The 24,998-nt window shown below is 62.0% G+C and carries 21 protein-coding genes and 3 pseudogenes; 10 read left to right on the top strand and 14 right to left on the bottom strand.

Annotated elements, in window-relative coordinates:
- Positions 1 to 503: 503 nt before the first annotated feature.
- Positions 504 to 819 (top strand): annotated as a pseudogene (locus LUA85_RS21305) (hypothetical protein); the annotation flags it as partial.
- A gap of 185 nt (positions 820 to 1,004) precedes the next feature.
- Here the strand turns inward: LUA85_RS21305 and LUA85_RS21300 are convergent.
- Positions 1,005 to 1,265 (bottom strand): annotated as a pseudogene (locus LUA85_RS21300) (transposase); the annotation flags it as partial.
- Between the two features lie 42 nt (positions 1,266 to 1,307).
- Positions 1,308 to 1,889 (bottom strand): UPF0149 family protein, encoded by a 582-nt coding sequence (locus tag LUA85_RS21295; protein WP_066282962.1) that lies wholly within the window; start codon positions 1,887 to 1,889, stop codon positions 1,308 to 1,310.
- An 842-nt stretch (positions 1,890 to 2,731) separates the two neighbouring features.
- On the opposite strand from LUA85_RS21295, the gene LUA85_RS21290 reads away from it, so the two are divergent.
- On the top strand, positions 2,732 to 4,030 hold the full coding sequence (locus LUA85_RS21290; RefSeq protein WP_162177404.1) for a hypothetical protein: 1,299 nt from the start codon (positions 2,732 to 2,734) through the stop codon (positions 4,028 to 4,030).
- A 53-nt stretch (positions 4,031 to 4,083) separates the two neighbouring features.
- On the opposite strand, the gene LUA85_RS21285 is transcribed toward LUA85_RS21290, so the two are convergent.
- The 6 genes from LUA85_RS21285 to LUA85_RS21260 all read right to left on the bottom strand — a co-directional run bounded on the left by LUA85_RS21285 (position 4,084) and on the right by LUA85_RS21260 (position 10,741).
- Entirely contained in the window at positions 4,084 to 4,950 is an 867-nt protein-coding gene (locus LUA85_RS21285; protein WP_062098975.1) for an NAD(P)-dependent oxidoreductase, read from the bottom strand.
- A 369-nt stretch (positions 4,951 to 5,319) separates the two neighbouring features.
- Entirely contained in the window at positions 5,320 to 6,048 is a 729-nt protein-coding gene (gene istB, locus LUA85_RS21280) for an IS21-like element helper ATPase IstB (protein WP_031304487.1), read from the bottom strand.
- On the bottom strand, positions 6,035 to 7,549 hold the full coding sequence (gene istA / locus LUA85_RS21275; protein WP_021238707.1) for an IS21 family transposase: 1,515 nt from the start codon (positions 7,547 to 7,549) through the stop codon (positions 6,035 to 6,037). Before istA ends, istB begins: the two co-directional genes overlap by 14 nt.
- Before the next feature lie 125 nt (positions 7,550 to 7,674).
- Positions 7,675 to 8,343 carry a superoxide dismutase gene (locus LUA85_RS21270; protein ID WP_017184236.1) on the bottom strand — a complete coding sequence of 223 codons (669 nt, stop codon included), beginning with the start codon at positions 8,341 to 8,343 and terminating at the stop codon, positions 7,675 to 7,677.
- Positions 8,344 to 8,417: 74 nt separating this feature from the next.
- Positions 8,418 to 9,815: a chromate efflux transporter gene (gene chrA, locus LUA85_RS21265; RefSeq protein WP_040110184.1), complete on the bottom strand. Its 1,398-nt coding sequence runs from the start codon at positions 9,813 to 9,815 to the stop codon at positions 8,418 to 8,420.
- Between the two features lie 2 nt (positions 9,816 to 9,817).
- Entirely contained in the window at positions 9,818 to 10,741 is a 924-nt protein-coding gene (locus tag LUA85_RS21260) for a chromate resistance protein ChrB domain-containing protein (protein ID WP_008603798.1), read from the bottom strand.
- 195 nt (positions 10,742 to 10,936) lie between these two features.
- Between LUA85_RS21260 and LUA85_RS21255 the strand changes: the two genes are divergently transcribed.
- The 5 genes from LUA85_RS21255 (at position 10,937) to LUA85_RS21240 (ending at position 15,473) form a co-directional block, all read left to right on the top strand.
- The gene (locus LUA85_RS21255) at positions 10,937 to 11,827 is read left to right on the top strand and encodes a DUF1259 domain-containing protein (protein WP_008603797.1); all 891 of its coding nucleotides are present in this window, start codon (positions 10,937 to 10,939) and stop codon (positions 11,825 to 11,827) included.
- Positions 11,824 to 12,228 (top strand): PepSY domain-containing protein, encoded by a 405-nt coding sequence (locus LUA85_RS21250; protein WP_228165648.1) that lies wholly within the window; start codon positions 11,824 to 11,826, stop codon positions 12,226 to 12,228. Before LUA85_RS21255 ends, LUA85_RS21250 begins: the two co-directional genes overlap by 4 nt.
- A 75-nt stretch (positions 12,229 to 12,303) precedes the next feature.
- Complete coding sequence (locus LUA85_RS21780; RefSeq protein ID WP_223178489.1) at positions 12,304 to 12,630, top strand: Rap1a/Tai family immunity protein; 327 nt, start codon at positions 12,304 to 12,306, stop codon at positions 12,628 to 12,630.
- 810 nt (positions 12,631 to 13,440) lie between these two features.
- Positions 13,441 to 13,860: a GNAT family N-acetyltransferase gene (locus tag LUA85_RS21245; protein WP_231472260.1), complete on the top strand. Its 420-nt coding sequence runs from the start codon at positions 13,441 to 13,443 to the stop codon at positions 13,858 to 13,860.
- A 242-nt stretch (positions 13,861 to 14,102) separates the two neighbouring features.
- Complete coding sequence (locus LUA85_RS21240) at positions 14,103 to 15,473, top strand: IS1380 family transposase (RefSeq protein WP_066650452.1); 1,371 nt, start codon at positions 14,103 to 14,105, stop codon at positions 15,471 to 15,473.
- 177 nt (positions 15,474 to 15,650) lie between these two features.
- On the opposite strand, the gene LUA85_RS21235 is transcribed toward LUA85_RS21240, so the two are convergent.
- A complete protein-coding gene (locus LUA85_RS21235; protein ID WP_198010941.1) occupies positions 15,651 to 16,760 on the bottom strand; it encodes an acyltransferase in 1,110 nt (369 codons plus the stop codon).
- A 259-nt stretch (positions 16,761 to 17,019) separates the two neighbouring features.
- Between LUA85_RS21235 and LUA85_RS21230 the strand changes: the two genes are divergently transcribed.
- Complete coding sequence (locus LUA85_RS21230; RefSeq protein WP_035386739.1) at positions 17,020 to 17,445, top strand: flagellar hook-basal body complex protein FliE; 426 nt, start codon at positions 17,020 to 17,022, stop codon at positions 17,443 to 17,445.
- Between the two features lie 33 nt (positions 17,446 to 17,478).
- Here LUA85_RS21230 and LUA85_RS21225 read toward each other — a convergent pair whose 3' ends face one another.
- The 3 genes from LUA85_RS21225 to LUA85_RS21215 all read right to left on the bottom strand — a co-directional run bounded on the left by LUA85_RS21225 (position 17,479) and on the right by LUA85_RS21215 (position 22,710).
- Positions 17,479 to 18,102, bottom strand: a complete 624-nt coding sequence (locus LUA85_RS21225; RefSeq protein ID WP_231472259.1) for a DsbA family protein — start codon at positions 18,100 to 18,102, stop codon at positions 17,479 to 17,481.
- Between the two features lie 317 nt (positions 18,103 to 18,419).
- Positions 18,420 to 19,763 (bottom strand): IS1182 family transposase, encoded by a 1,344-nt coding sequence (locus tag LUA85_RS21220; RefSeq protein ID WP_016510730.1) that lies wholly within the window; start codon positions 19,761 to 19,763, stop codon positions 18,420 to 18,422.
- A gap of 1,597 nt (positions 19,764 to 21,360) precedes the next feature.
- Positions 21,361 to 22,710 carry an IS1380 family transposase gene (locus LUA85_RS21215; RefSeq protein WP_371823702.1) on the bottom strand — a complete coding sequence of 450 codons (1,350 nt, stop codon included), beginning with the start codon at positions 22,708 to 22,710 and terminating at the stop codon, positions 21,361 to 21,363.
- A 279-nt stretch (positions 22,711 to 22,989) separates the two neighbouring features.
- On the opposite strand from LUA85_RS21215, the gene LUA85_RS21210 reads away from it, so the two are divergent.
- Positions 22,990 to 23,325, top strand: a complete 336-nt coding sequence (locus LUA85_RS21210) for a plasmid pRiA4b ORF-3 family protein (RefSeq protein WP_256448298.1) — start codon at positions 22,990 to 22,992, stop codon at positions 23,323 to 23,325.
- A 15-nt stretch (positions 23,326 to 23,340) separates the two neighbouring features.
- Here the strand turns inward: LUA85_RS21210 and LUA85_RS21205 are convergent.
- Positions 23,341 to 23,490: pseudogene (locus tag LUA85_RS21205) on the bottom strand (Tn3 family transposase); the annotation flags it as partial.
- Positions 23,491 to 23,712: 222 nt separating this feature from the next.
- On the opposite strand from LUA85_RS21205, the gene LUA85_RS21200 reads away from it, so the two are divergent.
- Positions 23,713 to 24,582 (top strand): IS256 family transposase, encoded by an 870-nt coding sequence (locus LUA85_RS21200; protein WP_231472267.1) that lies wholly within the window; start codon positions 23,713 to 23,715, stop codon positions 24,580 to 24,582.
- On the opposite strand, the gene LUA85_RS21195 is transcribed toward LUA85_RS21200, so the two are convergent.
- Positions 24,557 to 24,766, bottom strand: a complete 210-nt coding sequence (locus LUA85_RS21195; protein WP_231472256.1) for a hypothetical protein — start codon at positions 24,764 to 24,766, stop codon at positions 24,557 to 24,559. The genes LUA85_RS21200 and LUA85_RS21195 overlap by 26 nt on opposite strands.
- Positions 24,767 to 24,998: the final 232 nt, after the last annotated feature.

Here is a 24,998-nt window from a genome sequence, read left to right as displayed (position 1 = left end):
TTGCCGAAAGGCCCCGCTTCCGAGGGGGCGACTTCATCTCGGAATCAGGGGGCGTAATCATCCCGGAAACGGGGGGCGACTTCATCGGAATCGGCAAGCAACCCCATTGCGGATACGGAACAATAAACAGATTTCGTGAGATAATGCACCTTCAGTCTCCCCCTCCGATGCGGGCGCGTATCGATGTCGCGCTTCCGCATTTTGCGTGCACCCGTGGCCGGGCACACCAATACTAAGTGCGTCAGTGTGACATCGCGCCTTCCCCGATATCCCCGACACCTCAGTGCGCGGCTACGTCCCAAACGCACACGATTCCAGTTTATGAACTGTATAATCAATATTGATCAGGGAAATAGGAAGGCTGCCGCTTCATCCGAGATATTCATCCGTGTCTCCATCAGCGAAGAGACGCAGATGAACCCCGGTAGGCATTGATGATGTAGCCGCCCCCCGACGGCCTTGATGTGCCAACGTGGGTCTTCAATCGATGGAGGAGAGCGGTGATGTCGGAGATTGTTACGATCGGGCTGGATCTGGCGAAGAGGGTATTCCAAGTCCACGGGGCTGACGGAACTGGTCATGCTTGTCAACGGCACAGTAATTTTCCCCGGAACGGGGCATTTTACTCTGCCATCAACACATGCTATCGTGCGCAAGAAGCTGAGCCGGGATCAGGTGCTTTCCTTCTTCAGCGCGCTTCCACCCTGCACGGTCGCCATGGAGGCCTGCGGAGGGTCACATTATTGGGGCCGGGAGATAGCCCTGCTGGGCCATGAGGTTCGCCTGATCCCGCCGGGGTATGTGAAGCCTTTCGTAAAGTTATGCTGAGGTGAGCATAACTTCACTAGCAGGCTGTTGAAGAAGTAGCCGAGAGGGCGCGGGGGCTGCGGGCTACGGCTTTCGGCGGTCCTATTCGGGCCAGCGATCTTCCTTCCACGGCCTGTCTGGGCGGTGACCCCGGGCGGGGCGAGGGAGACGGCCAGCATCGGGTGCGGGCGAGCCGCTCATGCGGTCGCTCCGAGCAGCTTGGGCAACCGGATCAGATTATAGGCGGCCGCCGCGAAGGTGAACGACCAGTCGACCTTCTGGAGGCCGCGGAGCTTGGTTCGTCGCAGGCCTGCGACGGTCTTGATCCAGCCGAACGCCTCCTCGATCCGCTTGCGGACGCGCAGGCTGGCTGCGTAGCCGGCGTGGCGAGTGGTGCGGCGATCGATCGCCGAACGTCTGCGGCTGACGTTCTGGGCGACGTGCGGTCGGACGTTCAGTGGTAACCGCTGCTTCGACCCCACGTGGGATGTGGAGAGGCTTCAGTGTACGGTCAGGGTTCTTGCAAAGGCACACTGATCATGGATGAAGGAGATGATCTGGGGGATCATCCGCCAGGTATCTGCAAGAGCCTGATTTGCGAGGGGATCCTGGAGTTGGTCGATCCATGATGTGCCGTCGATGATCGTGCTTTGGCCAAGGATCGCTACAAGCGGGAGGCCGAACTCTCGATCAGACACGAAGGGCTTCCATGCGTCCATGTCCAGATGCATTGCAGTGAAGAAGCCATTGGCGAAGTCTTCCAGCAGGACCTCGCCGTCCTCGGTCCGCATATAGATCGGCGCATAGACCTCAGGGCACTCGGCAAGCTCGATGCAGATCTGGTTGTAGCGCTTGAGGATCGTTCGGCGTGCGAGCGCCGATCGGGCGCTTTGGACGTGTTCGCGCAGGATGCTCTTGAGCCATATGTCCGGATTGATGATGGACGGGCCGGCAGCCAACGCCGCGAGGAAGCCATCGATCGAGGAGACACCGGCGACCGGCGGATCAAGCGTATCAAGCCAAATTTCGAGCTGCTCTAATGAGAAGGTTCTGCCGGATGCGGTTTGACGTTTGAAGCTCATGCTGCCAGCGCTTCTAGCCGATCAGTCGCAGGGCGCCAGTTCCATGCCAACAGGCTGTGCAGATCGTTGATCATTACCTCTTCATTCAGGGGTCGGTTCCGGCTGAGGGCGAAATGACACCCTAAGCGAAACGGCAAGAAGGGGTGGGGAGCGGACATCGCGCCCCCGCCTTGCGTCATCCTGAACTTGTTTCAGGATCCATCGGGCGATTGGTGCCGGAGCGTGGTGGCTCGTGCCGCCATCTCGGTTGGCCGATCATAAACTGGGCTTTCGGATTGATGGACCCTGAAACAAGTTCAGGGTGACGGCTGATTTGGGGTGGGGCGCGGTCATCCGTCATCCCGGCGCATGCCGGGACCGTGGGCAAGTCTTGAGGCGATAGCTATCGCCAGGGCGCCCGGACGTGAGGCTGCTTCTAAAGACAGCCCACGGTCCCGGCATGCGCCGGGATGACGACCATTGGGAACGTCTGCAACGGGGCGGATGCTGCCCTTCACCATTCCGCCGGATGGATGTCGATCAAATGGATCAAATGTCAGTGAGATCCTCAGGGTACATCCCACCGCGCTGGCAGAAGAGAGCCCATGTTTCCTTCCCCTGTGCGGTTACGATCATGCGAACCGGTAAATCGACTGCGAGCGCGATAAGGCCGAGGCGGACAAGCGGGCCAATGCTCCTATCGCTGATCACCCTGTCAGGGGTGTACCCTCCTGCCACGAGTGTCCTGAACCCAGCGCAATGTGGGTGCGGTGAATCTGATTTCACGACCGATATCAAAGCCCATTCATCAAACACCACCTTCATCAGGAGATCTTATGGTTAAGCATAGAAACTTCCGCGCAATGGTTTCCGCTCTCGCTATGCTCGCAGGGCTGTTCACCGCCGGAGAAGCTTCCGCCGAGTTCGTGACGCAATCCGATCAGCGGCCGCCGTCGCCCGCGCGTCTGATCTTCCCCGATACGAAGGACGGACATCATATTTTCGCCGGCGACCTGCACCTGCACACCGTATTCTCGGACGGCTCGGCCTGGCCGACGCTTCGCCTCGCAGAAGCGGCGCATGACGGGCTTAAGTTCGTGTCCTTCACGGAACATGACATCATCACGCCAAAGATCCGCGACACCGGCACCAACAAGAACCGCAGCTATGAAATCGGCCGCGCGTTCATCTCTTCGGGCATGCTTGGCCTCGGCGGCATGAAACTCTCGCTCGGGTCGGAGATCACGCGCGCGATCGGGCATTTCAATTGTCACTTCCTCAAGGATGCAAATGCGCTGAACCCGGGGAAAGTCCATTACAGCACCTTCAAGCAGACGGGCGGGCAGCTCCGGGTCGACTGGAACCGGACCAGCGCGGACGAGAAAGATCTGGAAGCACGGTTCCGCGAAGCGAAGCGGCAGGGCGCCATCTGCCAGTGGAATCATCCGACCATCCCCTCCTCCTCCCCTGGTGAGGCAGTGGTGACGCCGTTCCTCGAACGGATGTTTTCAGAGGGTCTGCTGTCGGGGATTGAGGTTGCGCAAAGCGATTTCATCCACCCCAGCGCGATGGACGTGGCCCTGAAATATAACCTCTATATCGCGGCGACTACGGACGCTCATCTCGGGACCGCGTTGGAGCAGGAGGCGGCGGGGATGGATCACCGCGTCGCCACCCTGTTCCTGACGCAGGGAGAGGATGAAGCGGCCTTCAAGGATGCGCTGGAAAAGCGTCGTACGGTCGGCCTCTTCCGCGACACTTTCTTCGGCACGCGCGAGAATGTTCAAACGGTGATGAACGCGGTCCTGAAGATGTCGTTCACCAAATATTCGCCGTCAGAGTTTCTGATCGGAAACTCAGGCGAGATGGAGATCGCGAATGCTGGCCCGATCGACGTCGAGCTTGAGATCGTTCAGCCGGACTTTCGCCTGCTGAACTATCCGCGCTTCGTGAAGATACCGCATGGATCGAAAGTCACGCTGAAGGCGCTGCGCATCGACGGCCCGAACTTCAAAGGCCTGAAAGTCCGCGTGATCAATTCGCTTGTGACATCGCGTGACCAGCTGGAATTTTTCCTGGAGGCGCAGCCGTTCGATCTGAACGCCATCACCGGCAAGGGTACGCTGAGCAACATCCCCGACGATCTCGACGGCTGGATGTAAGACGGCTGAATGTTCGGCGGCCATGGGTCTTCGGATCCATGGCCGTTTGCATGTCATGCAAGCTCGCGCACCGCTTGCTGCCTCTTCTCATGCCGCGCAAACTCGCCGAGGGCATCCGCAAGAGACGGCAGGTGCGCCCCGCGCCCCGTCGCGAGCGGTACGCGGGAGGGGCGTGGCGCCATTTGGTTCAGGCGGGCGCCCGGCACGGCGCGGATCAGATGCCGGGGCAGGTTCAGGCTGTCCGCGACGGCTTCCGCGAACTCTGCCCATGATAGCTCCGTCTCATTGGTGAGGTGCCAGAGGCCCTGCTCACCGTCGATCAGGAGGTCGAGCGCGACCCTGACGAGATGCGGCACATAGGTCGGCGTGATCCGCTGGTCCGCCGCGGCCTCGAACGGCTGCCCCGCCGTCAGGGCGCGAGCGACCGCGACGGCAAAGTTGAACTCGTCATGGGGAGAGAAGAAGGCTGCGGTGCGAACGATGAGATGCGTCCCCGCCAGGGCGAGAAGTCCCTCCTCCATGCGCGCCTTGCTCTCGCCATAGACGTTGCGCGGGTCGGGCGCGTCGGTTTCGACATAGGCCCCTTCCGCCTTGCCCCCGAAGACGAGGTCGCTTGAGACATTGAGGGTGGCAAGCCCCCGCTCCTCCGCCATCCGCGCAAGGCGGACCGGGCCGTCGCTGTTCGCCGCAAAACAACGGGCGGCATGGCTTTCCGCCTCGTCGACCCGTACCCAGCCGGCGGCGTTCACCACTGCCCAGGGATCGTGCCGGTCCAGCGCAGCCCCGATGCTGGCCTCGCTGGTGATGTCGAGCGCGTGCCGCGCCGTCAGCACATGCGGTATGTTGCGGAGCGTACAGGCCCGCGCGAACGCTTGCCCCAGGGTTCCTGTCGCGCCCATGATCAGGAGGGGCCGACCCATGGGCGCACGCTCCCTGCAACTGTCCGCCCGGTGCTGCACGGCCGGGGCAGGACGGCGGACGGCGGGATATTCAAGCCGGATCGGCCGACGCCACCAGCCCGGCTGCGCTGCAAGCGGATGCCGTGCAGCGCCAGTGGCCAGAGCCGTGCCGAGCGCTGCGAGAGCGGTCGCGCGCGGCGTTCCGCTACTGATGTCAAACGGCGTTCAAAAGGGACCCCCGATCGGCGTCGAAGAGGGACCCCCTTTTCAGATAATATGATGCTGGTTTGTTGAAGATGGCCTTGCGCTGCGTGCGGCGGAGGGCGGGCGTAGCCCGACCGGAGGCGCGCGCAGCGCAAGATAGATTTTTGAAGGCGCCGAAGGTGGCTGTCAGCTGCGGTTTTTGAAGCGCCAGCTGTCGTTGCCCGTCTCGACGATATCGCAGTGGTGGGTGACGCGGTCGAGCAGCGCCGTGGTCATCTTGGGATCGCCGAACACGGTCGGCCATTCGCCGAAGGCGAGGTTCGTGGTGATGATGACGCTGGTCCGCTCATAAAGCTTGCTGATGAGGTGGAACAGCAACTGCCCTCCCGAGCGGGCGAACGGCAGATAACCGAGCTCGTCGAGAACGATCAGGTCGAGCCGCGACAGCTGCGCCGCCAGGGTCCCGCCTTTGCCGATCCGGGTCTCCTCTTCGAGGCGTGTCACCAGATCGACGGTGTTGAAGTAGCGGGCGCGAGCGCCCCTTCGCACGACATTGGCGGTGATCGCGATGGCGAGGTGGGTCTTGCCTGTCCCCGTGCCGCCGACCAGCACGATATTGCGGCGAGGCGGGAGGAAGGAGCCATCGTGAAGGGAGCGGATCATCTCCTCATTGATCGGTGTGCCCTCGAAGCTGAACCGCTCCAGGTCCTTCACCACGGGCAGCCTCGCAGCCGTCATCCGATAGCGGATGGAGGCTGCATCCCGGTGGGTCGCCTCAGCACGGAGCAGGTCGGTCAGTATCTCCATGGTGGTGCGCTTGCGCTGGAGGCCGGTGGTGACCGCCTCGTCGAACGCCGCCGCCATGCCCTTGAGTCCGAGGCCGCGCATCGTGTCGATCATATCATGCCGCTGCATCATAGCCTCGCAGCAGATCATAGCGGGCACAGTCGGCGAGCGGAGGATGCTGCAGCATCCGGTCTTCCGAAGTGACGATGCTGTGGGGTGTCGCCGGCTCGCGGCGCCGGGAGAGGATGTTGAGGATCAGCTCGTCGCTGGCCGTTCCGTTCGCCAACGCTTCGCGCACGGCAGCCTCTACCGGCTCCAGGCCATCGGTGAGCACCGCCGAGAGGACCCGCACGAACCTGCGATCGGCCTCGTCCCCGGTGCCGAGCCTTCGCCGTAATCGGTGCAGGGCGGGCGGCAGATCCCAGTCCTGGAACGGTGCGCCGTTACGCAGCGCGCCGGGCTTGTGCGCGAGGACCGGCAGATAATGCCAGGGATCGTATATCGTGCGGTTCCGACCGAAGTGGCGCTCATGCTCCCCGACGATCGCATCGCCGCAGCGTATGACGATGCGATCGGCATAGGAGCGCACCTGAACGGTCCGGCGTGCGGCCGTCGACATGACCGAGTAGCGGTTGCGATCGAAGCTGATGAGGCAGGTGCCGGTGACGGCATGCTCGCTCTCATGGAAGCCGTCGAACGGTGCCAGGATCGGCTGCAGGGCCGGTCGCTCCATATCCAGCGCCTCGGCGACGGTAATATCCCCGCGTTCGGGATGGGCATGATGCTCGGCCCAGCGCCGGCACTCGGCCTCCAGCCACCCGTTGAGCTCGGCCAGGCTGGCGAACCGGAGCCGCGGCTGGAAGAAGCGGCCTCGGATTGTCTGGACCTGCTGCTCGACCTGGCCCTTCTCCCATCCCGCCGCCGGCGAGCAGGCGGTCGGCTCGACCATGTAATGATCGGTCATGATCAGGAAGCGGCGGTTGAACACACGCTCCTTGCCGGTGAACACGGCCGTCACCGCCGTCTTCATATTATCGTAGATACCGCGTCGCGGCACACCGCCGAAGAACGCGAACGCCCGGGCATGGGCATCGAACAGCATCTCCTGGCCCTCGCGCGGATAGGCCCGGACATAGGGTGCGCGCGAGTCGCAGAGACGCATATGCGCCACCTTCACCCGCATCGGCTTGCCGGCGATCTCCACATCCTCGTGGCTCCAGTCGAACTGGTAGGCCTCACCCGGCTGGAAGGTCATCGGGATGAACGCCGGTGCGCCTTCGCCAGCATCCTTCCGCCGCGCAGCACGCCAGCGCGCCGCATAGCGGCGCACCGCATCATAGGATCCATCGAACCCCTCGCGCACCAGCAGGTCATGGATACGCGTCATCCGTAGCCGATCGCGGCGGCCGCGACCTTCGTTCTCCTCAAGCAGCGCATCGAGACGATCCTGATAAGGACCGATCCGCGGCAGCGGCTGGACTTTGCGCTGATAGTTGAACGCCGCCTCCGGCGACCGGATCGCTTTGCGGACGACCTTCCGCGACAAACGAAGGTCACGAGCGATCGCCTTGATCGCCTTACCCGCTGCATGCTCACGCCGAATCCGAACCACTGTCTCCACGATCAACATCCCGTTCTCGCCAACTGATCAAAACCAGTCGGCCGACTAAATCCCCGGGATGAAGGGGTCCTTTTTGCACGCCGATCACCCCACGAAGGGGGTGCCTATTGCACGCTGATCCTCAGCGGTCGGGTTCAGCCGCCGCCGCGCAAAGCCGCGGCATAGCGCCGGTCGACCACTTCCCAGTCGATGTTGCGGAAGAAGGCGTCGACATATTTGGCGGCGGCGGTGCCGTAATCCATGTGGAAACTGTGCTCGTACATATCGAGCGCGAGCAGCGGCACGCCGGCAATCGCACCGTGCATATGATCCCACGCCCAATGGTTGTGCAGCGAGCGCGTGTGGAGATTGTAGACGAGCACGCACCAGCCCGATCCGCCGGCAAGGCTCATCCCGGTACGGCGGAAGTCGGCTTCCCAGCGGTCGAACGAGCCGAACGCCGCGCCCAGCGCGTCGCGGATGGAACCGGCTGCCTGGCCGTTGCCGCCGAGCCCGTCGAAATAGACCTCATGGAGCACGACCGAGCCGGTGCGGTGCAGCTCCTCGCGCTTCAATCCGCCATAGACCACCGGCGGCAGGTCCGTGTCAGCGAGCGCGGCGGCAAGTCGTGTCTCGATCATATTCAGGGCCTTGACCGAGCCCGCATAATTGTTCTCGTGGTGCGATGTGATCAGCCTTTCGGAGAGGCCGTGAAGCCTGGCGGGATTGAACCTGAGCGGCTTGACCTGATGATTTCCGGCAAAGGCGGGGACAGCCGCCGGCGCTGCGGCCGGCGTCTGCGCAGAGGCTTCGTTGATAGTCATGGCGGCGGCTCCGATGCCAAGAGTTGCGATTGCACTGCGTCGGGAAAGATGGTCGATCGTCACGCGTCACTCCTTCAGATGATCATTACATATGCGGCCCCGAGGACCGAGCAGACGCCGAGCACCGGCAGCATGCCGGCCTTGAACCGGAACATGGCGAGTATCGCACCCACCGCGAGCGCCAGCGCCGGCCAGTTGACGGACGTTAGGACTGGGAGATCGATGGTGCCGGCTGCGAACGGCACTTCGCGGACTTGCTCGAACAGAGTGTGGATACCAAACCAGACCGCCAGATTGAGGATCACGCCGACCACTGCGGCGGTGATCGCCGAAAGCGCGGCCGACAATGCGCGGTTGCCGCGCAGCCGCTCGATGAATGGCGCGCCGGCGAAGATCCACAGGAAGCATGGCAGGAAGGTAACCCAGGTGGTGAGGATTGCGCCGAAGGTCGCGGCGACGAGCGGCGGCAGCCCGGTCGCTTCGCGGAAGGCCGCGAGGAAGCCGACGAACTGCGTCACCATGATCAGCGGCCCGGGCGTGGTCTCGGCCATGCCGAGCCCGTCGAGCATCTCGCCGGGCTGGAGCCAGCCATAGGTCTCGACTGCCTCCTGCGCGACATAGGCGAGCACCGCATAGGCGCCGCCGAAGGTCACCACCGCCATCTGGCTGAAGAAGGTGGCGATGCGGCTGAACACGTCGTCGGGGCCGAACGCGAACAGCAGCGCTGCGACCGGCCCGAGCCAGAGCAGCAGCAGGACGCCGGAGATGCGCAGCGACCAAGAGAGGTTCGGCCGGGCATGGTCGGGAAGGCCCTCGCCAAGAGCGGTGTCGCGGTCGTGGATTATCTCAGCGCCGGCGGGACCATGTCCGCCGCCGCCCTTGAATGCGGCGTAACCAGCGCGGCCACCGAAGAAGCCGATCAGCGCGGCGGCAAGCACGATCAGCGGGAAGGGCACGTCGAGCACGAAGATCGCGACGAACGCCAGCGCGGCAAAACCGCGCATGACGTTGTTCTTCAAGGCACGCGAACCCACCCGGACCACCGCCTGTAGCACCACCGCCAGCACGGCGGCCTTCAATCCGAAGAACAATCCCTCGACCAGCGGCACTTCGCCGAGCAGCACATAGACATAGCTGAGCCCTAAAATCGCGAGGAAGCCGGGCAGCACGAATAGCGCGCCCGCGACCAGGCCGCCCTTGGTCTTATGGAGCAACCAGCCAATATAGACAGCTAGCTGTTGCGCTTCAGGGCCGGGCAGCAGCATGCAATAGTTGAGCGCGTGGAGGAACCGCTCCTCGCCGATCCAGCGCTTCTCCTCGACCAGGATGCGATGCATCACCGCTATCTGGCCCGCCGGTCCGCCGAAGCTGAGCAGCGCGACCCTGATCCAGACGCGCACCGCCTCGCCAAAGCTGATGCCGTGCTCGTGCAGCGTCTCGACTGCGATTTCAGCGCGTGCGCTGGCCTCCATCTTTAGTCCTCTTTTCGCCGGGTGAAGTGAGCATAGAATCCGTCGAGCGCGGTCGATCCGCGCGCGATCCGCTCCTCGTCGTCGTCGGTGCCGGCACAGATGCCGGCGATAAGCGCGCTCACTCCCGGAGTTTCCGGGCGCTCGAACCGAGCATCGGCAATATCAAGGTCGTGAACAATTTCGCCGAGCGCCCGCAGCGCGGGGTCGGTCTCGAGACCGGTGAGGAACACCAAGGTCTCGAAGGAGCAGCGGTCGCCTTCGTGGGTGAACTCAGCGTCCGCCATGTCGAACCTCAGTTCGTCAGGCTCCGGCACATATCCTTTGCCCTCGACGAACTTGAAGCTCGCCTCGGGGTCGATGAAGCGGCGAATGAGCCAGGCGGACGCGATGCGATCGACATGGACATGGCGGCGCGTCACCCAAACGCGGCGCTTTAGCTCCGCCGGGGTCAGCTCGGGCGCACCGGGGCCGCTCACATCGGGATGTTGGTGAGAGCGGCGGTCCGCCTCGGTGATGGCGGCCTGTGCCGCCTGCCGACCATGCGCACCGAAAAAGTCGATCGCGGCGACCTCGTTCAGGCGTTTGCGCAGGCGGCCCACATCCGCCGCCGCGACATACTCGCCCTCACACAGCGCGCGCGCCTCGCGTGCCAACTCCTCATAGTCGGCGTCACGCGCAGCGTCGAACACTCCGCGCAGCTCCGCATCGCCCATGCCGCCGACAAGGCGCGCTTCGAGGATCAGCGCCTCGCCGCCATTTTCGGTGATCTCGCGATGCAGTTCTTCGAACAGCGCGCGCGTGTCCTCGCGATTGGGGAGCGCATGGACGGCGTTCTTGAGCGGCGCGGCCCCGATCGCCTGCAAACGCCGCCAGACCTTCACCCGCAAATAGGCAGGCTTAGCCGGAAGCTGCGGGATCAGGAGCAACCAAGGGGAAGCTTGTGTGTTTGTCATAGTTGTATCGTCACTAGCCTACAAGTGTAAGGGTTGCATCACAAGCCTCATGAGCATAGGACTGCTTATCCCGAAGAAAGAAACCGGAGCGCAATGTCGCGGCTCGCCGGCGGCGCGCTCGCATGACGTGAGGCTTTCCGTGTCGAGTGCGCTGATGAAGGATCAATTATGCTGAAAAAGACCATCGCCTTGGGATTCGCCAGCCTCCTGCTGGCAAGCCCGGCATGGGCAGCGCCGGACTGGTCGGCTGTCGACCGGGCGATAGGACGAGCGGGGGCCGAACAGCCGGGGGGCGTTCACCGCTACAGCTTCCCGCGTTCGGACCTGAGCGTCACGCTGGATGGGGTGACGATCAAGCCCTCCCTCGCGCTCGGCTCTTGGGCGGCGTTTCAGCCGATGGGCGACGAGGCGATGGTGATGGGCGATCTCGTGCTGACTCACGACGAGGTGAACCCCGTTTTGAGCCGCCTGCTCGCAAGCGGTTTTACGATCACCGCGCTCCACAATCACCTGCTCCGCTCTTCGCCTGCGACCATGTACATGCACATTGCCGGCCACGGCGACCCGGTGAAGCTCGCGGCCGCGCTCCGGCAAGCGCTATCAGCCAGTCGGACCCCGCTCGCCGCGCCGCAATCGCCTTCGGCCAGCGCAGCCGCATCGCGGCTCGACCTCGATGTGGCCGCGCTCAACCGGTTGATGGGCGGTGAGGGCAAGACGGCCGGTGGCATCCTCCAATACAGCTTTCCGCGCGCCGAGCGGCTGATGGACGGCGATATGGAGACTCCGCCGACGATGGGCACGGCGACCGCGATCAACTTTCAGCCAACCGGGGACGGCCGAGCCGCCATCACCGGCGATTTCGTACTTGTCGCAAACGAGGTCGATCCGGTCCTGCGCGTGCTGCGGACGAACGGGATCGAGGTCACGGCGCTGCATAATCATATGCTAAACGACGAGCCGCGGCTGTTCTTCATGCACTTCTGGGCCAACGACGACGCAGCCAAGCTCGCCCGTGGGCTGCGCGCGGCGCTCGACAGGATGAACAATCAGAGGAGTTGAACTCGGACGACGGCTCATTGGGCCGTAACCGCCGCCCGCCCGACCCCACGGCCCTTATGCAGGAAGTGGAATGGAACATGGCTAGCAAACGAACTCTCACTGTTGTCGCAGGCGTGGGCGCGGCCGCGCTGGCGATCGCGGGCGTGGCGATCGCGCAAAACCACGAGGCGAACGAAAACCGGATAATCGGCAAGCACAGCGAACGAGACATCCCGCTTGCTCAGGTGCCCGAGGCCGCGATGAACGCGGCACGCGCGCAACTCGCGTCAATAAGCAAAGCGGAGCAAGTCACCCGAAAGGCGGACGGAAGCACGCTCTATGAAATCAAGGGCAAGAACAGCGACGGAAAGACGATCGAACTGTTCGTCACGCCCGAAGGCCAGGTGCTCGGCCGCGAATGATGGATCAGCACGGGGCGCCGGCCGTCGAGGGCCGTGCGCCCCTTCCGAAATGATACTGCGGAATAGGAGACGAAAATGCGGCCAAGGCGATGGATATTGTTATGCGCCGCTTTGGCCGCCCTGCCTGATAGTGCGATCGGCCAAACCGAACCCGCGTCGGCGACGGGCTCGGCGTTGTTCGTAAGCTGTCAAGCGAATGAGCCGCGATGCGGCGCTTACCTCCAAGGCGTGCTCGACATGATGATCGTCGCGCGAAAAGCGGAATGCCGCGCTCCACGCTATGACCGATCGGCGCTGCGCGCGGCATATTTACGCTGGGCGGAGCAGAATAGCTATTTTATGAGTGTTCATATGGTGGCCGGAGCTGAACGCTCGTTAGCGAAGGCTTGGCCATGTCAGTAGCATCGTACCCCGCGGCGTAGCCTGCCCGGCGGCTGCCTTTGAGGGCAGGCGGAGCGTCCGCCTGGCGGTGAATTCCGCCAGCTCAACGATCCCATGTCGCGCCTCAAGCTCGCTAATTAGCCGATGTTCGCATTATGTCTGCCAAATCGTTGTCTGGCGCACAAACCTTGAGGTGACGCCATCTTCGCACTGGTGATGATCGGATTGTCCATCCGGGCAAACGCCCGTTTCCGGCAGGAAAGGAAACTGCCGATGCAATGGCGGCTTTCACGATGATTGTGTTGAAAAACTCTCAGAGGCATTTCCTTGGGTAATATTCGAATTCAGGCGCAGTGGCAGGCGCATCAATGATTCGCAGGGCGCGGGCCGTCTGCATCATTGTTACCGAAAATCGGCGGGACGCACCTCAGCACCGACTTTTTCAACACAATCACGATCAGAGCCGCTTTCCAATTTGGTGAATTGGTCCGCACCTCGCGTTCTAGCTCTCAGCTTCACGCCCTTCCTTGCGATCTGTGTGCTGGGGCTGTTCAATGTTACCGCGATGACCCTAACGCCGAGGCCAGGGCAGGAGGGGATGCTGTTACCGTCCCCGATCTTTATTGGAGGCGCGTTCGTGGCGGCCCATGTTTTCCAGCTTTGGTTGATCGGAAGGAGCCTGGGCCGAAGTTAAACTCAATGTCGTCATGTTCACATGCAAACATGGCAGTTAACGCCACGACACTGTCCTATTGCCGCCACGATTTTCGGCGAAGCAATCACGCTATGGTAGTTATTAGGCACGCGATCTTTCCTCGTGACACAGCTTCGGTGCTGGGCATCTGGCGTGAGTTCATCGCTAATTCGCCGGTCAATCTCGACTATCAGAATAATGACGCTGAGTTTGCAAACTTGCCTGGGAAGTATGCGGCGCCCAAAGGATGCGTGCTGCTTGCGGACCGGGAGGGGGAAATCGAAGGCTGCGTAGCGATGCGCCAAGTCACACACGAGATATGCGAGATGAAACGACTATATGTTCGTCCCCAGGCTCAGGGACGGCATCTTGGTCGCGCGCTCGCTGAACGTCTGATCGAGGAAGCTCGCACTGTGGGCTACAGCGAAATGAGGCTCGATGTGCAAGCGAAGTTCGTCCCCGCGCGCAAGCTGTATGAGACTCTTGGTTTCGTCGCGGCGGAGCCGATTTCCTTCAACCCGGTTCCCGGCGCATCCTTTCTTGGACTTCACCTGTAGTCGAGTCCGTAGCTATCGACCAGAAAGTGACAAAGGCGGATCAGTCGATATGTTTGCATGTGGACATGAACGCTTGTCCACATAAGGGATCAGCGCAGTGGCTTGCGTTCGTGCCGTTTCTTGCAGAAGCCTAGCCCGGCTTATTCATCGGGTTCGGTCAGAAGGGTTGGCGGGAGTGGTTTAAGCGATTGCTTTGATGTAGGAAAATGGGTGTCTAGGCCATTCCTGCAGCGAGGCAATTTATGCCACGGACCACACCCGCCGGGAGCGATGATAGCGCGCCGGGATTTTCGTTTCCAGCGATCGGGCGCAAGAAGATCACAGCCGCGTTCGACGGAGGTCGGCTCACCTCGGATGGCGGTGTTCTGCTGCTGGCACAGGCCGAGCGCGCGATGGGGCTTTGCCGGCGGCTTGCGGCTTGCATTGCCGATCCGCGCGATCCTGCGCGGGTGATCCATCGCCTTGATGACATACTGCGTGCCCGCGTGTTCGCGATCGCGTGCGGCTACGAGGACGCCGATGATCTCGACGCTCTGCGTGACGATCCGGGCTTCCGCCTGGCGCTGGGCAAGCTGCCGGGATCGGGCGCGGGGCTGGCCAGCCAACCAACGATGAGCCGGTGGGAAAATGCGCCGACCACACGCGAGTTGGCCAGGATGATGTCCGCGATGATCGACATCTACTGCGCCAGTTACCCTGCCGCGCCGGCGGCGGTGACGCTGGATATCGATGACACCTGTGATGTTGTTCATGGCTATCAGCAGCTCTCCTTCTGGAACGGGCATCATGGCGAGCGCTGCTTCCTGCCGATCCATGTCTACGACACTGCCACCGGCCGACCGGTGGCGATGCTACTGCGCACCGGCAAGACACCGTCGGGCGCCGAAGCTGCCGGCCACATCCGGCGCCTGGTGCGCCATCTGCGCCGGCACTGGCCCGAAACGCACATCACCATCCGCGGCGACGGGCACTATGGCCGACCCGAGGTCATGGCCTTTTGCGAGCCGGCCGGCGTCGATTACGTGTTCGGCCTGCCAACCAACGCCGCGCTGCGTGCTGATCCCGAAATCGTCGCTGCCGCTGATGCCTGCGCGGTTAAGCGGGCTCAGCGCCAATACCCGGTCCTGCGCAACTATGCCGAGACCCGCTACGGCGCGAAGAGCTGGAAGTGCCAGCGCCGCGTCGTCGCCCGGATCGAGGCCAGCACGCTGGGCATGGATATCCGCTATGTCGTCACCTCGCTGGCCGAAGGCTCGGCTGAGCAAATCTACGACACCCTCTACTGCGCTCGCGGCAACGCCGAGAACCTGATCAAGCGCCACAAGACCCAGCTCGCCAGCGATCGTACCTCGTGCCGATCTGCCAACGCCAACCAGATGCGCATCATCCTGCACACCGCCGCCTACTGGCTCGTGTGGCGCATCCAGCAGGAAATCCCGAAGGCTGCCCCGCTCGCCGTTGCCGAGTTCGCAACGCTGCGCCTGCGATTGCTCAAGGTCGCCGCCCGCGTCATCGAAACCGCTACGCGCATCCGCGTCGCCTTCGCGTCAGCCTGCCCCGATGCCAGCCTGTTCAGAGCCATTGCCACCGGCCTCCGGCCGGCACCCACATAACTAGCCCGGCAGTGCCGCCGAAAGCCCAAGCCCTCGTCCTTCAACCTCGAAAAGCCCATTGATCCTGACGCGGTGAAAAAACGCCGCCGGAGGCGCTTGCCCTGATCACCCGGCGACCGACAAATCATGCTCGGACGAACCCAGAGCGGTGGCCTCATGAATAGTGGGGTTAAGCCTCTACCCAGGTTGGAGATGCCGCAGTACCGCAGCGTTCAACCGGCGCCTCAGCGGGATATCGATGCGCGTGGCCATGAACCAGGACGCGGTGCAGAGTGCAGCCAGCAGGAGAATCCCGGACCAGGGAGCGGGTAATTGCGGCAGACCTGGTAGAAGTTTGGGCAGGCCCATTACCCCAATCGTGAAGACGGGGATTTGCAAGACATAGATGGGATAAGAAATTTCCCCGAGGAAAGCGCACATTCCTCGGCTTGGTACAGGGTTGCGTCCAATCGAAGCGGCTACAATCAGTGGAAAGACGAGCAGCACGCAGGCCGCATCGAATAACCCCCGCAAAACAGGTGATATGGGTGAACCAAGGGCACCGACCGTGATTGCGATGATGATGATTTGGGGTAATTTCACGGAAAATAGCGGTGCTAGTTTTCCTGTCTCCCGCGCGCGATGAATCAAAACTCCGACAAAGAATGAAAAGGTGACCCTGATTGCGGCAAGATGAGCATCAGGCCAATATGCTCCTCCATTGAGATTGCCGCGAACGAGCGCCAATGCCAAAAGCATCAAACCCGATATACCAACGATCACTCCCAGTCGTTTGTGAGTTAGAACCCCAAAACCAAAGCCGTAAGCAGCGTTCGCGAACAGCTCGAATGAAAGAGTCCAAGCTACGAAGTTGGCAGGAAACAGCGGTTGGTAGGGGATGCCCACAGGCGGCGATGGCAACATCACGAAGTTGAAGACGCTGGACAGTATTATCTCTGCTGCGAGATGATCGTTTCGATAATAGTATGCTAATTCAACGGTGCCCAGCGCCAGGGCCAGGATATAGAATGGGTAAAGGCGTATCAGCCGAGTGACGATGAACGCTCTGCCACCCATTCCGTCTTGAAGCCTTACATCGTAAGCGCGGGCGAGCACGAAGCCGCTCATGACAAAAAACAGGTCAACGGCAAGGTATGCTCCGCTCGCTACGAAAGGCGCAAAGGCTTGCGGATAATGCAAGGTGATGACGCTCATAGCGGCGAGACCGCGTAGAACGTTGAGGATATGAAAGGACCGTGATCGCTCTTCCGCCGTTCGTTCGGCGCGATGCGTTGCAACACAGGCCATCTCGTGATCCCCAACCGCGGGCCGACCCCAAGGTTGTCTGAACATGACAGGCCGCATCTTATTTTACGCGACGGCGAAGCTTACCCCTCAGGGTTCTTCGGCGGTGCACGTTCCAGAGGCGCACACGAGCAGACCGGCAAGCCTCTTCGCCCCGAGCAACGCGGCTGCGCCGGTCCCCTTAAAACATCGGCAATCTGTCCTAAGGTTTTTTAACCATCTCGTAACGCTTCCCAGCTACCGTTTCGCTTGGGAGATTGTTGTGAGCAATATTTCGGTCAGTGATGTCATGGCCTTGCGAAGTGCGGTTCTCGACCGGAATTCCGCCCTCCGAAATGTCGTCAACAGCAGTGCGGCGTCGCCGGCAAGCGCTGGCGGGATTGCAAGGCCTACGTTTGATGCGGCCATGAGCCAAGTGCTGCAAAAAGTTGAAGGCCCTGGCTCAGTTGGCTCGGCTACTGGAGCGAATAGCAGCTTCGCATCGACAATTGTAGAACAGGTGCTAAAAGTAAACGAAACAGGTGCAAAGGCCGGGGCGTTGACGGTCGCCTATGAACGGGGCGAAACCACCGATATCGCAAAGGTTATGCTTGCCCGGCAAGCGGCTTCAATCGGGTTTGAGGCGACGCTGCAAGTGCGCAATAAGGTTCTCTCAGCGTACAAAGACATAATGAGCATGGCAATTTAACAAAAACCAGATCGGTAGGTGTGCAGTCCAATATCATTTCCTCGAACTGCGTGCGCGCGCGAACAGCCTAAGGAAATCAGCTTTGTCGATAGCGCCCACTACCAGCACCGATCCGGCAAGGTAGCCCGGTGTCCCCGCCAGCCCGAGGGTGAGAGCCTGCGCCCCATTGGCACGCAGCTGCGCCATGATCTGCTGGTCGTGTGATACTAGGTAAGCACTCATACGCTTCCAATTACCGCCTGCTTTTTCGACGATATCTTGCAAAACGCTGTCGCTGATGGTTCTGCTGTCGATCATGAGCTGCTTGTGAACCGCCGGGTAAATACCCTGCTCGGCACTTGCGAGCGCAACTTGCGCAGCGCGCTCCGAGGGCGGTCCGAAAATTGGCCAGTCCTTGTAGATGACGCGGACATCTCCGTCGCTCAGGATCGCTTCCTCCATGGCCGGGAATGCACGCCTGCACGCAGGGCATCGATAGTCGGTAAAGGCCGCCAAACGGAGCGACGCTGTAGGCGGGCCACTCGCAGGAGATCTTCGGTCGTCGAAGATAGCCGCCAGTGCCTCGGGATTAGCGACATCCCGGCCGATCGGTGCAGTTCGTTTCAGGACTGAGCTGACGGCCCATCCACCGGCAATCAGGGTCCCGAGTTGCAGCATCTGTCGTCGATCTAAGGCCATGGTCAATCTTTATGCCCTTCAACCTCAACCGCTAACGAATACGGGAACCTGGACCGACTGGAATGGTTAACGGCTTCTGAACGGATCGATAGATGTAGCGGCTCGCAATGATGATCGCCTGGAACTGCAATAAAGGGGTCGGTACATAGAACGGACCCAGATATACGCTCGGTTTTTGAGAGCATGCCTGGCTTGAGGCTTAGCTCTCGTTAGCGCTCGAGACCGTTGAAAAAGGCTTGCGCGAAATCGGCGTGGCGGATGGCTGGTGACGCCGGCCACCGGGGATACGCCGCGTATCAGGCCGCCGCGGCCTGCCGGGCGAGCAACTGAAGGTTGTATGCCGCGGCAGCCATGGTGAACTCCTCGGCGGCTCCTGACAGGCCCCGCAGCTTGAGCGTTCGTAGCCCCAGGTTGCGTTTCAGATGGCCGAACACGCGCTCGATCCGCTGTCTTCGACGCCGTGCGTGCACATAGGCCTTGGTGCCGGCAAGGGCGCGCACGGTATCGCGGGCTTCCTCGCTGACGAGCCGGGTGACACCCCGCTTCGGACCGATGGTGCATTGCGGCTTCAGCTCGCAGGCGGCGCAATCGGCCGGCCGGCTTCGGTAGACGCGCACCTGCTTGGTCCGGTTGGTGCCGCAATAGCCGAGCAGCTTGTCCGCCGGACAGCGGTAGGCATCCGCTTCCCGGTCGTAGCGGAAGGCATCCCGGGTGAAGAAGGCGTCCCGCTGGCGGGTCCGGTCGATGACCGGGATGTATGGCGTGATGTTCCGGTCGATCAGCCAGCGGAGCAGCGGACCGCTACCATACGCCTTGTCGGCCGAGAGACTGGCGGGTTCGATGCCCAGCCTGATGCCGGCGCGTGACACCAGCGTCCGGGTCGCCGCCACCTCGGCTGCGAAGCGGGCGGGCGTGGCCTCCACGTCGAGGATGCAGTCGGTGTCGAGGTCAAGCAGGGGGTTGATGGCGTATGCGTATCGCGCCGGTCCGTGCTTGCAGGTGAGCGCCGCCTGCGGGTCGGTCGGCGATATGCTGGTCGGATCGACGGGCGCCGGTTCGTCGGGGCCCGGCGGCAACGCGGCATCGAGCGCCGCCAGGTATTCGGCGACGGGTCGCGATATGCTTTCCCTGCCACGAAGCTCGTCTGCGGCGTCGGCCCCCTTCAGCTTCTTCTCGCGGCTGGCGTCGGCCATGATCGTGCTGCCGTCCACCGCCACGTCGCGCCCCGCCACTAGCCCGGCCACGGCGCATCGTGCGACCACCTGCTCGAACAGCAGGCGATGCAGGTCGCAGGTGCGGAAGCGGCCGTGCCGGTTCTTGGAGAAGGTGGAGTGGTCGGGCACCCGGTCGGCCAGATCAAGCCGGCAGAACCAACGATAGGCGAGGTTGAGGTGCACCTCCTCGCACAAACGCCGTTCCGAGCGGATGCCGAACAGATAGCCAACCAGCAGCATCCTGAGCATCAGCTCCGGGTCGATCGAGGGTCGCCCACTCGCGCTGTAGCTCGACGCCAGTGCCTCGCGCACGAAGCCGAAGTCCAACACGCCGTCGATGCGTCGGAGCAGGTGGTCAACCGGCACATGCTCATCAAGCCGGAAGCCGTAGAACAGCGCGCCCTGTGCCACCTGCCGTCCCATCATGTCCGTGATCCCTTGCCGTCTGCCAAGAGTGAATCACGCCTCCATCGCCGTCGCAAGCACGCGTTTTTCAACAGTCTCGCTCGGATATGACATCGGTCATCGCGGCAACCAGTTCGCCCGTCGCTCCTCCAGCTTCCCACGCATAGACAGACAGTACTAGTGGTGCTTCTGCAGCGAAGATGGGGCTGGTGCGAACGGCATGTGCCCCCGTCGTGCTGATCGGCAGAACTGATACTCCTAACCCGGCCTCAATCGCTGACAAGGCTACATTTACGCCGCGATGGCATTTTCTGCTGCGGTCGAAGCGCTCAACATTGTTTCGAGGCGACGGGCAGAGAGAAGCGCGGCCTTAACGGACCGGAGCGTTTAGCGTTTCAAGGGTCAACGGCGCTGAAAACCTTGCTGACCCCCATCGCCGGCACCGTGTGTCGGCAGGCAGGGCGTATCGCGATGCTAGATGAATATGTAGGTCTGCTCAACGTAAGACAGCGCATCCCGAAAAAGCGGTCCGGCCCCTAATAACCTTAGACGGTATCCGGGTCCCCCCAAGCAGAGGAATTGCGTCATTTTCCGTCCGTTTCCCGGAATATGGTATGAAGCCACTTTAACAGGAGCGTCGCTGACAAGATGGCAATCCAAGGAACTAAAGGGTCCGTTTGTTCGGATGAGCCTACCTGAGCGAACCCAATTGCGACGATCAGTGTAGCCATCGTAACGGCTGTTAACAATATTTTGCCAGCTCTCGCTTCTGCTCGCCAGAGTAAATCTACAAGCAGAGCTATGGTTAGGGAAAGCAAAATACTAATAAAGCTAATAATCAGGAGCTCCAATTCTGCTTAGTAGAAAAAGCTGAATATATTTGTAATAATAAAAACTTACTGGGGTCGGTTCCGGCTGAGGGCGAAATGACACCCTAAGTGGACTGACTGGGTTGGGGGTAGGCGGCATTCGCGACGCCAGCGAAACTGGCTATGCAGCCCGGACAGGCCGTGTGATGTATGAGCATGATCCGATCTGCCTGCATCGCCGCTGCGCTCGTCCTCGGCCAAGCCGCGCCCTTGGCGGCACAGGACGCTCCGCGGGCATACGATTTCCAGGAACGGACTCGCGCACTTGCATTCGACCCGGTCCGCTTCTTTCCCGAACGGTCCGAACCGGCAATGGCGGTCCGCTACCTGGGAGACGATTACGGCTTTCCGGTTTACGCGATCGCAGTCCGTAGGGGCTGCACCGATGCCGACCTAGGCGAGGCACGCCGGACATGCGGAGATCGCCTGATAGCCCGGATGGTCCGTTCACCCTACGTAGGCAAACCGCCAAGGGCGCGAGTCCGCGGGCAGCGACTATTTGCCATGATCGCAAAGTCACCGCCGCAAAGCGATGATGCCCTGCTCCGTTTGCTCGATAAGGCGGGACTGGAGTGGCTAGCCTGTCTTATTCATGAGCCCGCTGCACATTGGTGTTTTGGGTTTGGTGGGTCGGTTGCCGCGTGATGTGGGCGAGCGCCGGCGGCGGCGTTTTTCACCGTGCCAGGAGCGATGGGCTTTTCGAGATTGAAGGACGAGGGCTCGGGCTTTGTGCGGCACTGCCGCACTGGCTATGTCGGTGCTGGCCGGAGACTGGTGGTGATGGCTTTGAACACGCCGGCATCCGGGCAGGCTGACGCGAAGGCGATACGGATGCGCGATGCGGTTTCGATGACGCGGGCGGCGACCTTGAGCAAGCGCAGGCGTAGCGTCGCGAACTCGGCAGCGGCCAGCGCGGTGGTCTTGGGGACAGCCTGCTGGATGCGCCACATCAGCCAGTAGGCAGCGGTGTGCAGGATGATGCGCATCTGATTGGCATTGGCCGAACGGCACGAGGTGCGATCGCTGGCGAGCTGGGATTTGTGGCGCTTGATCAGATTCTCGGCCTGGCCGCGTGCGCAGTAGAGCGTATCGTAGATGTGCTCAGCCGAACCCTCAGCCAGCGAGGTGACGACATAGCGGATATCCATGCCCAGCGTGCTGGCCTCGATCCGAGCGACGACGCGGCGCTGGCAGTTCCAGCTTTTGGCACCGTAGCGGGTCTCGGCATAGCTCCGCAGCACCGGATCCTGGGCCTTGGCCCGCTTGACCGCGCAGGCATCGGCGAGGGCAACGATAGCCGGATCGGCACGCAGGGCGGCATTGGTCGGCAAGCCGAACACGTAATCGACGCGGTGCGCTTCGCAGAAGGCCATGACTTCGGGGCGGCCGTAATGCCCGTCGCCCCGGATGGTGATGTGGGTATCGGGCCAGTGCCGGCGGATATGACGCACCAGGCGCCGGATGTGGCCGGCAGCTTCGGCGCCCGATGGCGTCTTGCCGGTGCGCAGCAGCATCGCCACCGGACGGCCGGTCGCGGTGTCGTAGACGTGGATCGGCAGAAAGCAGCGCTCACCGTGATGGCCATTCCAGAACGAGAGCTGCTGATAGCCGTGGACGACATCGCAGGTATCATCAATGTCCAGCGTCACCGCCGCTGGCGGGGCCGGATAGCTGGCACAGTAAACCCCGATCATCTCGGCCATCATCCGGGCCAGCTCACGCGTGCTCGGCGCATTCTCCCAGCGGCTCATCGTCGGTTGGCTGGCCAACCCCGCGCCCGATCCCGGCAACTTGCCCAGCGCCAGGCGGAACCCCGGATCGTCGCGCAGGGCGTCGAGATCATCGGCATCCTCATAGCCGCAGGCAATCGCGAACACGCGGGCACGAAAGATGTCATCGAGGCGATGGATCACCCGCACAGGGTCACGCGGATCGGCAATGCACGCCGCAAGCCTCCGGCAAATCCCCATCGCACGCTCGGCCTGCGCCAGCAGCAGAACGCCGCCGTCCGAGGTCAGGCGGCCACCGTCAAACGCAGCTGTGGTCTTCTTCCCGCCAACCGCTGGGAATCGGAATGAGGTTGCGATATCGTCGTTCATGGCGGGTGTGGCCTGTGGCATTTTCTGCCCTGCGGCAGGTTCGGACTAGACACCCAGTTCCTAATTCAGATCAGAGGCTTATGCCACTCCCGCCAACCCCTCAAGCCACCCTCCGTGAATAAGAGCGGCTAGAGGCCGACATTCGCAAATGTCCCACTGCAATGGCGCACCTCGCGACTGGACAAGACCTCAGGTTCTCGTCCGTGTTAAATCAGACCCGCCAGATGGGGGGCATAAAAAAGCTGGGGGTGACGGTGCTGATCCGGTAGCTTTAGGAGCATGTCGAAACCGGCTCCGCTTGTCGCTTACCGTCTGAAGGTCGGCCTCCGGGATATATCGCCGATGATTTGGCGACGCTTGCTGGTTCGCAGCGATCTGACGCTTTTTGGTCTGCACCGGGTAATCCAGATCGCGTTTGGTTGGGAAGATTATCATCTCCATGCTTTCAAGGTGCATGGGCGCCGTTTCGGCACGCAAAGGACGGGTGAGCGTCACCACCTTGTCGAGGACGGGAAAATTCTGAGGGAACTGACACTTGCCGACCTGTCGCTGCGAGTGCGGCAACGCATGATGTACGAATACGACTTCGGCGATTTCTGGGTCGGTTCCGGCTGAGGGCGGAATGACACCCTAAGCGCCGGCGTCCTTGGGCCAAAGGTACTCGCCAGTGAGGAGGATGTGTGCCCATCCGAGCGGCGAAATATGGGCGAGAAGATGGTCGGGGGTATCGAGCCCTTCGCGGCGCCGGGCCTCAACGGCATGGCCAAGGTGCAGGGTGTTCGGTTGTGTAACGCGAGGTCTGGAAATTCGATCGGGTCGTGATCGGTAAGTTGGTGCCGGGGCATGCCCCGGCACCAACTGCCCATCTTCGGCATTCCATGGAGTTACAACACACCCGTGGAGAGAACGAATGGACAGCAAGCATGATACGGCGATTGAGGCAGTACTGGAACAGCTGATTGAACATGGCCCCGAGGGAATTGCCGCGGTGTTCGCGCGGTGATGCTGGCGGTCGCCGAGATGTACGTGAAGGGCGTCTCGACCCGGCAGGCTGAGGCGGTGCTGCGCGAATTCGGCATCGAGAACCTGTCTTCATCCCAGGTCAGCCGCGCCGCTGCCCTGCTGGATGAGGAGCTGGAGGCATGGCGCAACCGCCCGCTCGGTGAGATCCGCTACCTGATCCTCGACGCCCGGTATGAGAAGATGCGCGCAGGCGGCGTTGTTCGCGACGCAGCCGTCCTCTCAGCTATCGGCATCGGCCCCGACGAACGGCGCCGGGTGCTCGGGGTCAGCGTCGCCCTGTCGGAAGCCGAGGTCCACTGGCGTGGTTTTCTTGACGACCTGGTCGCACGCGGCATGCGCGGCGTCGAGTTCATCGTCTCCGACGATCATGCCGGCCTGCGTGCCGCTCGCCGCGCCGTGCTCGGCGCCGCTACCTGGCAGCGCTGCCAGTTTCACCTCGCCGCAAACGCCGTCCACCATGCCCCCAACACCGCCATCCGCGAGCGTATCGGTGCCGAGCTGCGCAGCGTGTGGAATGCAGCCACGCTCGCCAAGGCCCAGGTCGCGCTCGATGAGCTCGTTGCCGGCTACCGCGATACGGCCCCCAGTCTCGCGACATGGCTGGAAAACGCCGTTCCCGAAGGCCTGGCTGTATTCACGCTGCCCGAACATCATCGCCGACGCCTGCGCACTTCGAACCTCATCGAGCGCGCCGTCCAACAAGAGCTCAAGCGGCGCACCGTCAAGGTCCGGGTCTTCCCCAACGACCAGGCGCTCCTACGCCTCGTTTCCGCCGTTCTCGTCGAGATCGACGAAACATGGGCCTCCGATAATAAGGCCTATATCAAATGGGAATGCCGGAATGGGTGATCATGCCCCGCGGCAATTTCCAGACGTCAGGTTGCACAATCTCGCGCGCGGCCAGCTTCAGCCATTCGTTCAAGGCAAAGACTTCGGCGGCCGCCGTCTTGTCGCCCTTGATTTCCTTCAGCCTTGCCCTGGCGGCCTTGTCGCTAATGAGCAGCTCACCGTCTTCGGCCAGTTCGGCAAACAATCCGTCCTCACTGCCGTGCTCTTCTTCCATTGCGAGCATGTCGGCAGCAACCCGCGGATGAGAGCGTGATCAATCGTCGTCGATCAGGCGCCCGCGGCACACCCGCCAAGGTCAATGCGACCGCTGGTCTTGTGGCCAGCGAAGGAATAAACTCGGCCAGCGTCTCGGATGGCAGTCATGAGAGCGTACGTTTCCGAACATCCTCTCACCGGCCCCCTCTGAGTGTTTGCGC

This window comes from Novosphingobium sp. CECT 9465 (genome assembly GCF_920987055.1).
Taxonomy (GTDB): domain Bacteria; phylum Pseudomonadota; class Alphaproteobacteria; order Sphingomonadales; family Sphingomonadaceae; genus Novosphingobium.
This window is presented reverse-complemented; position numbering and strand designations above follow the sequence as displayed.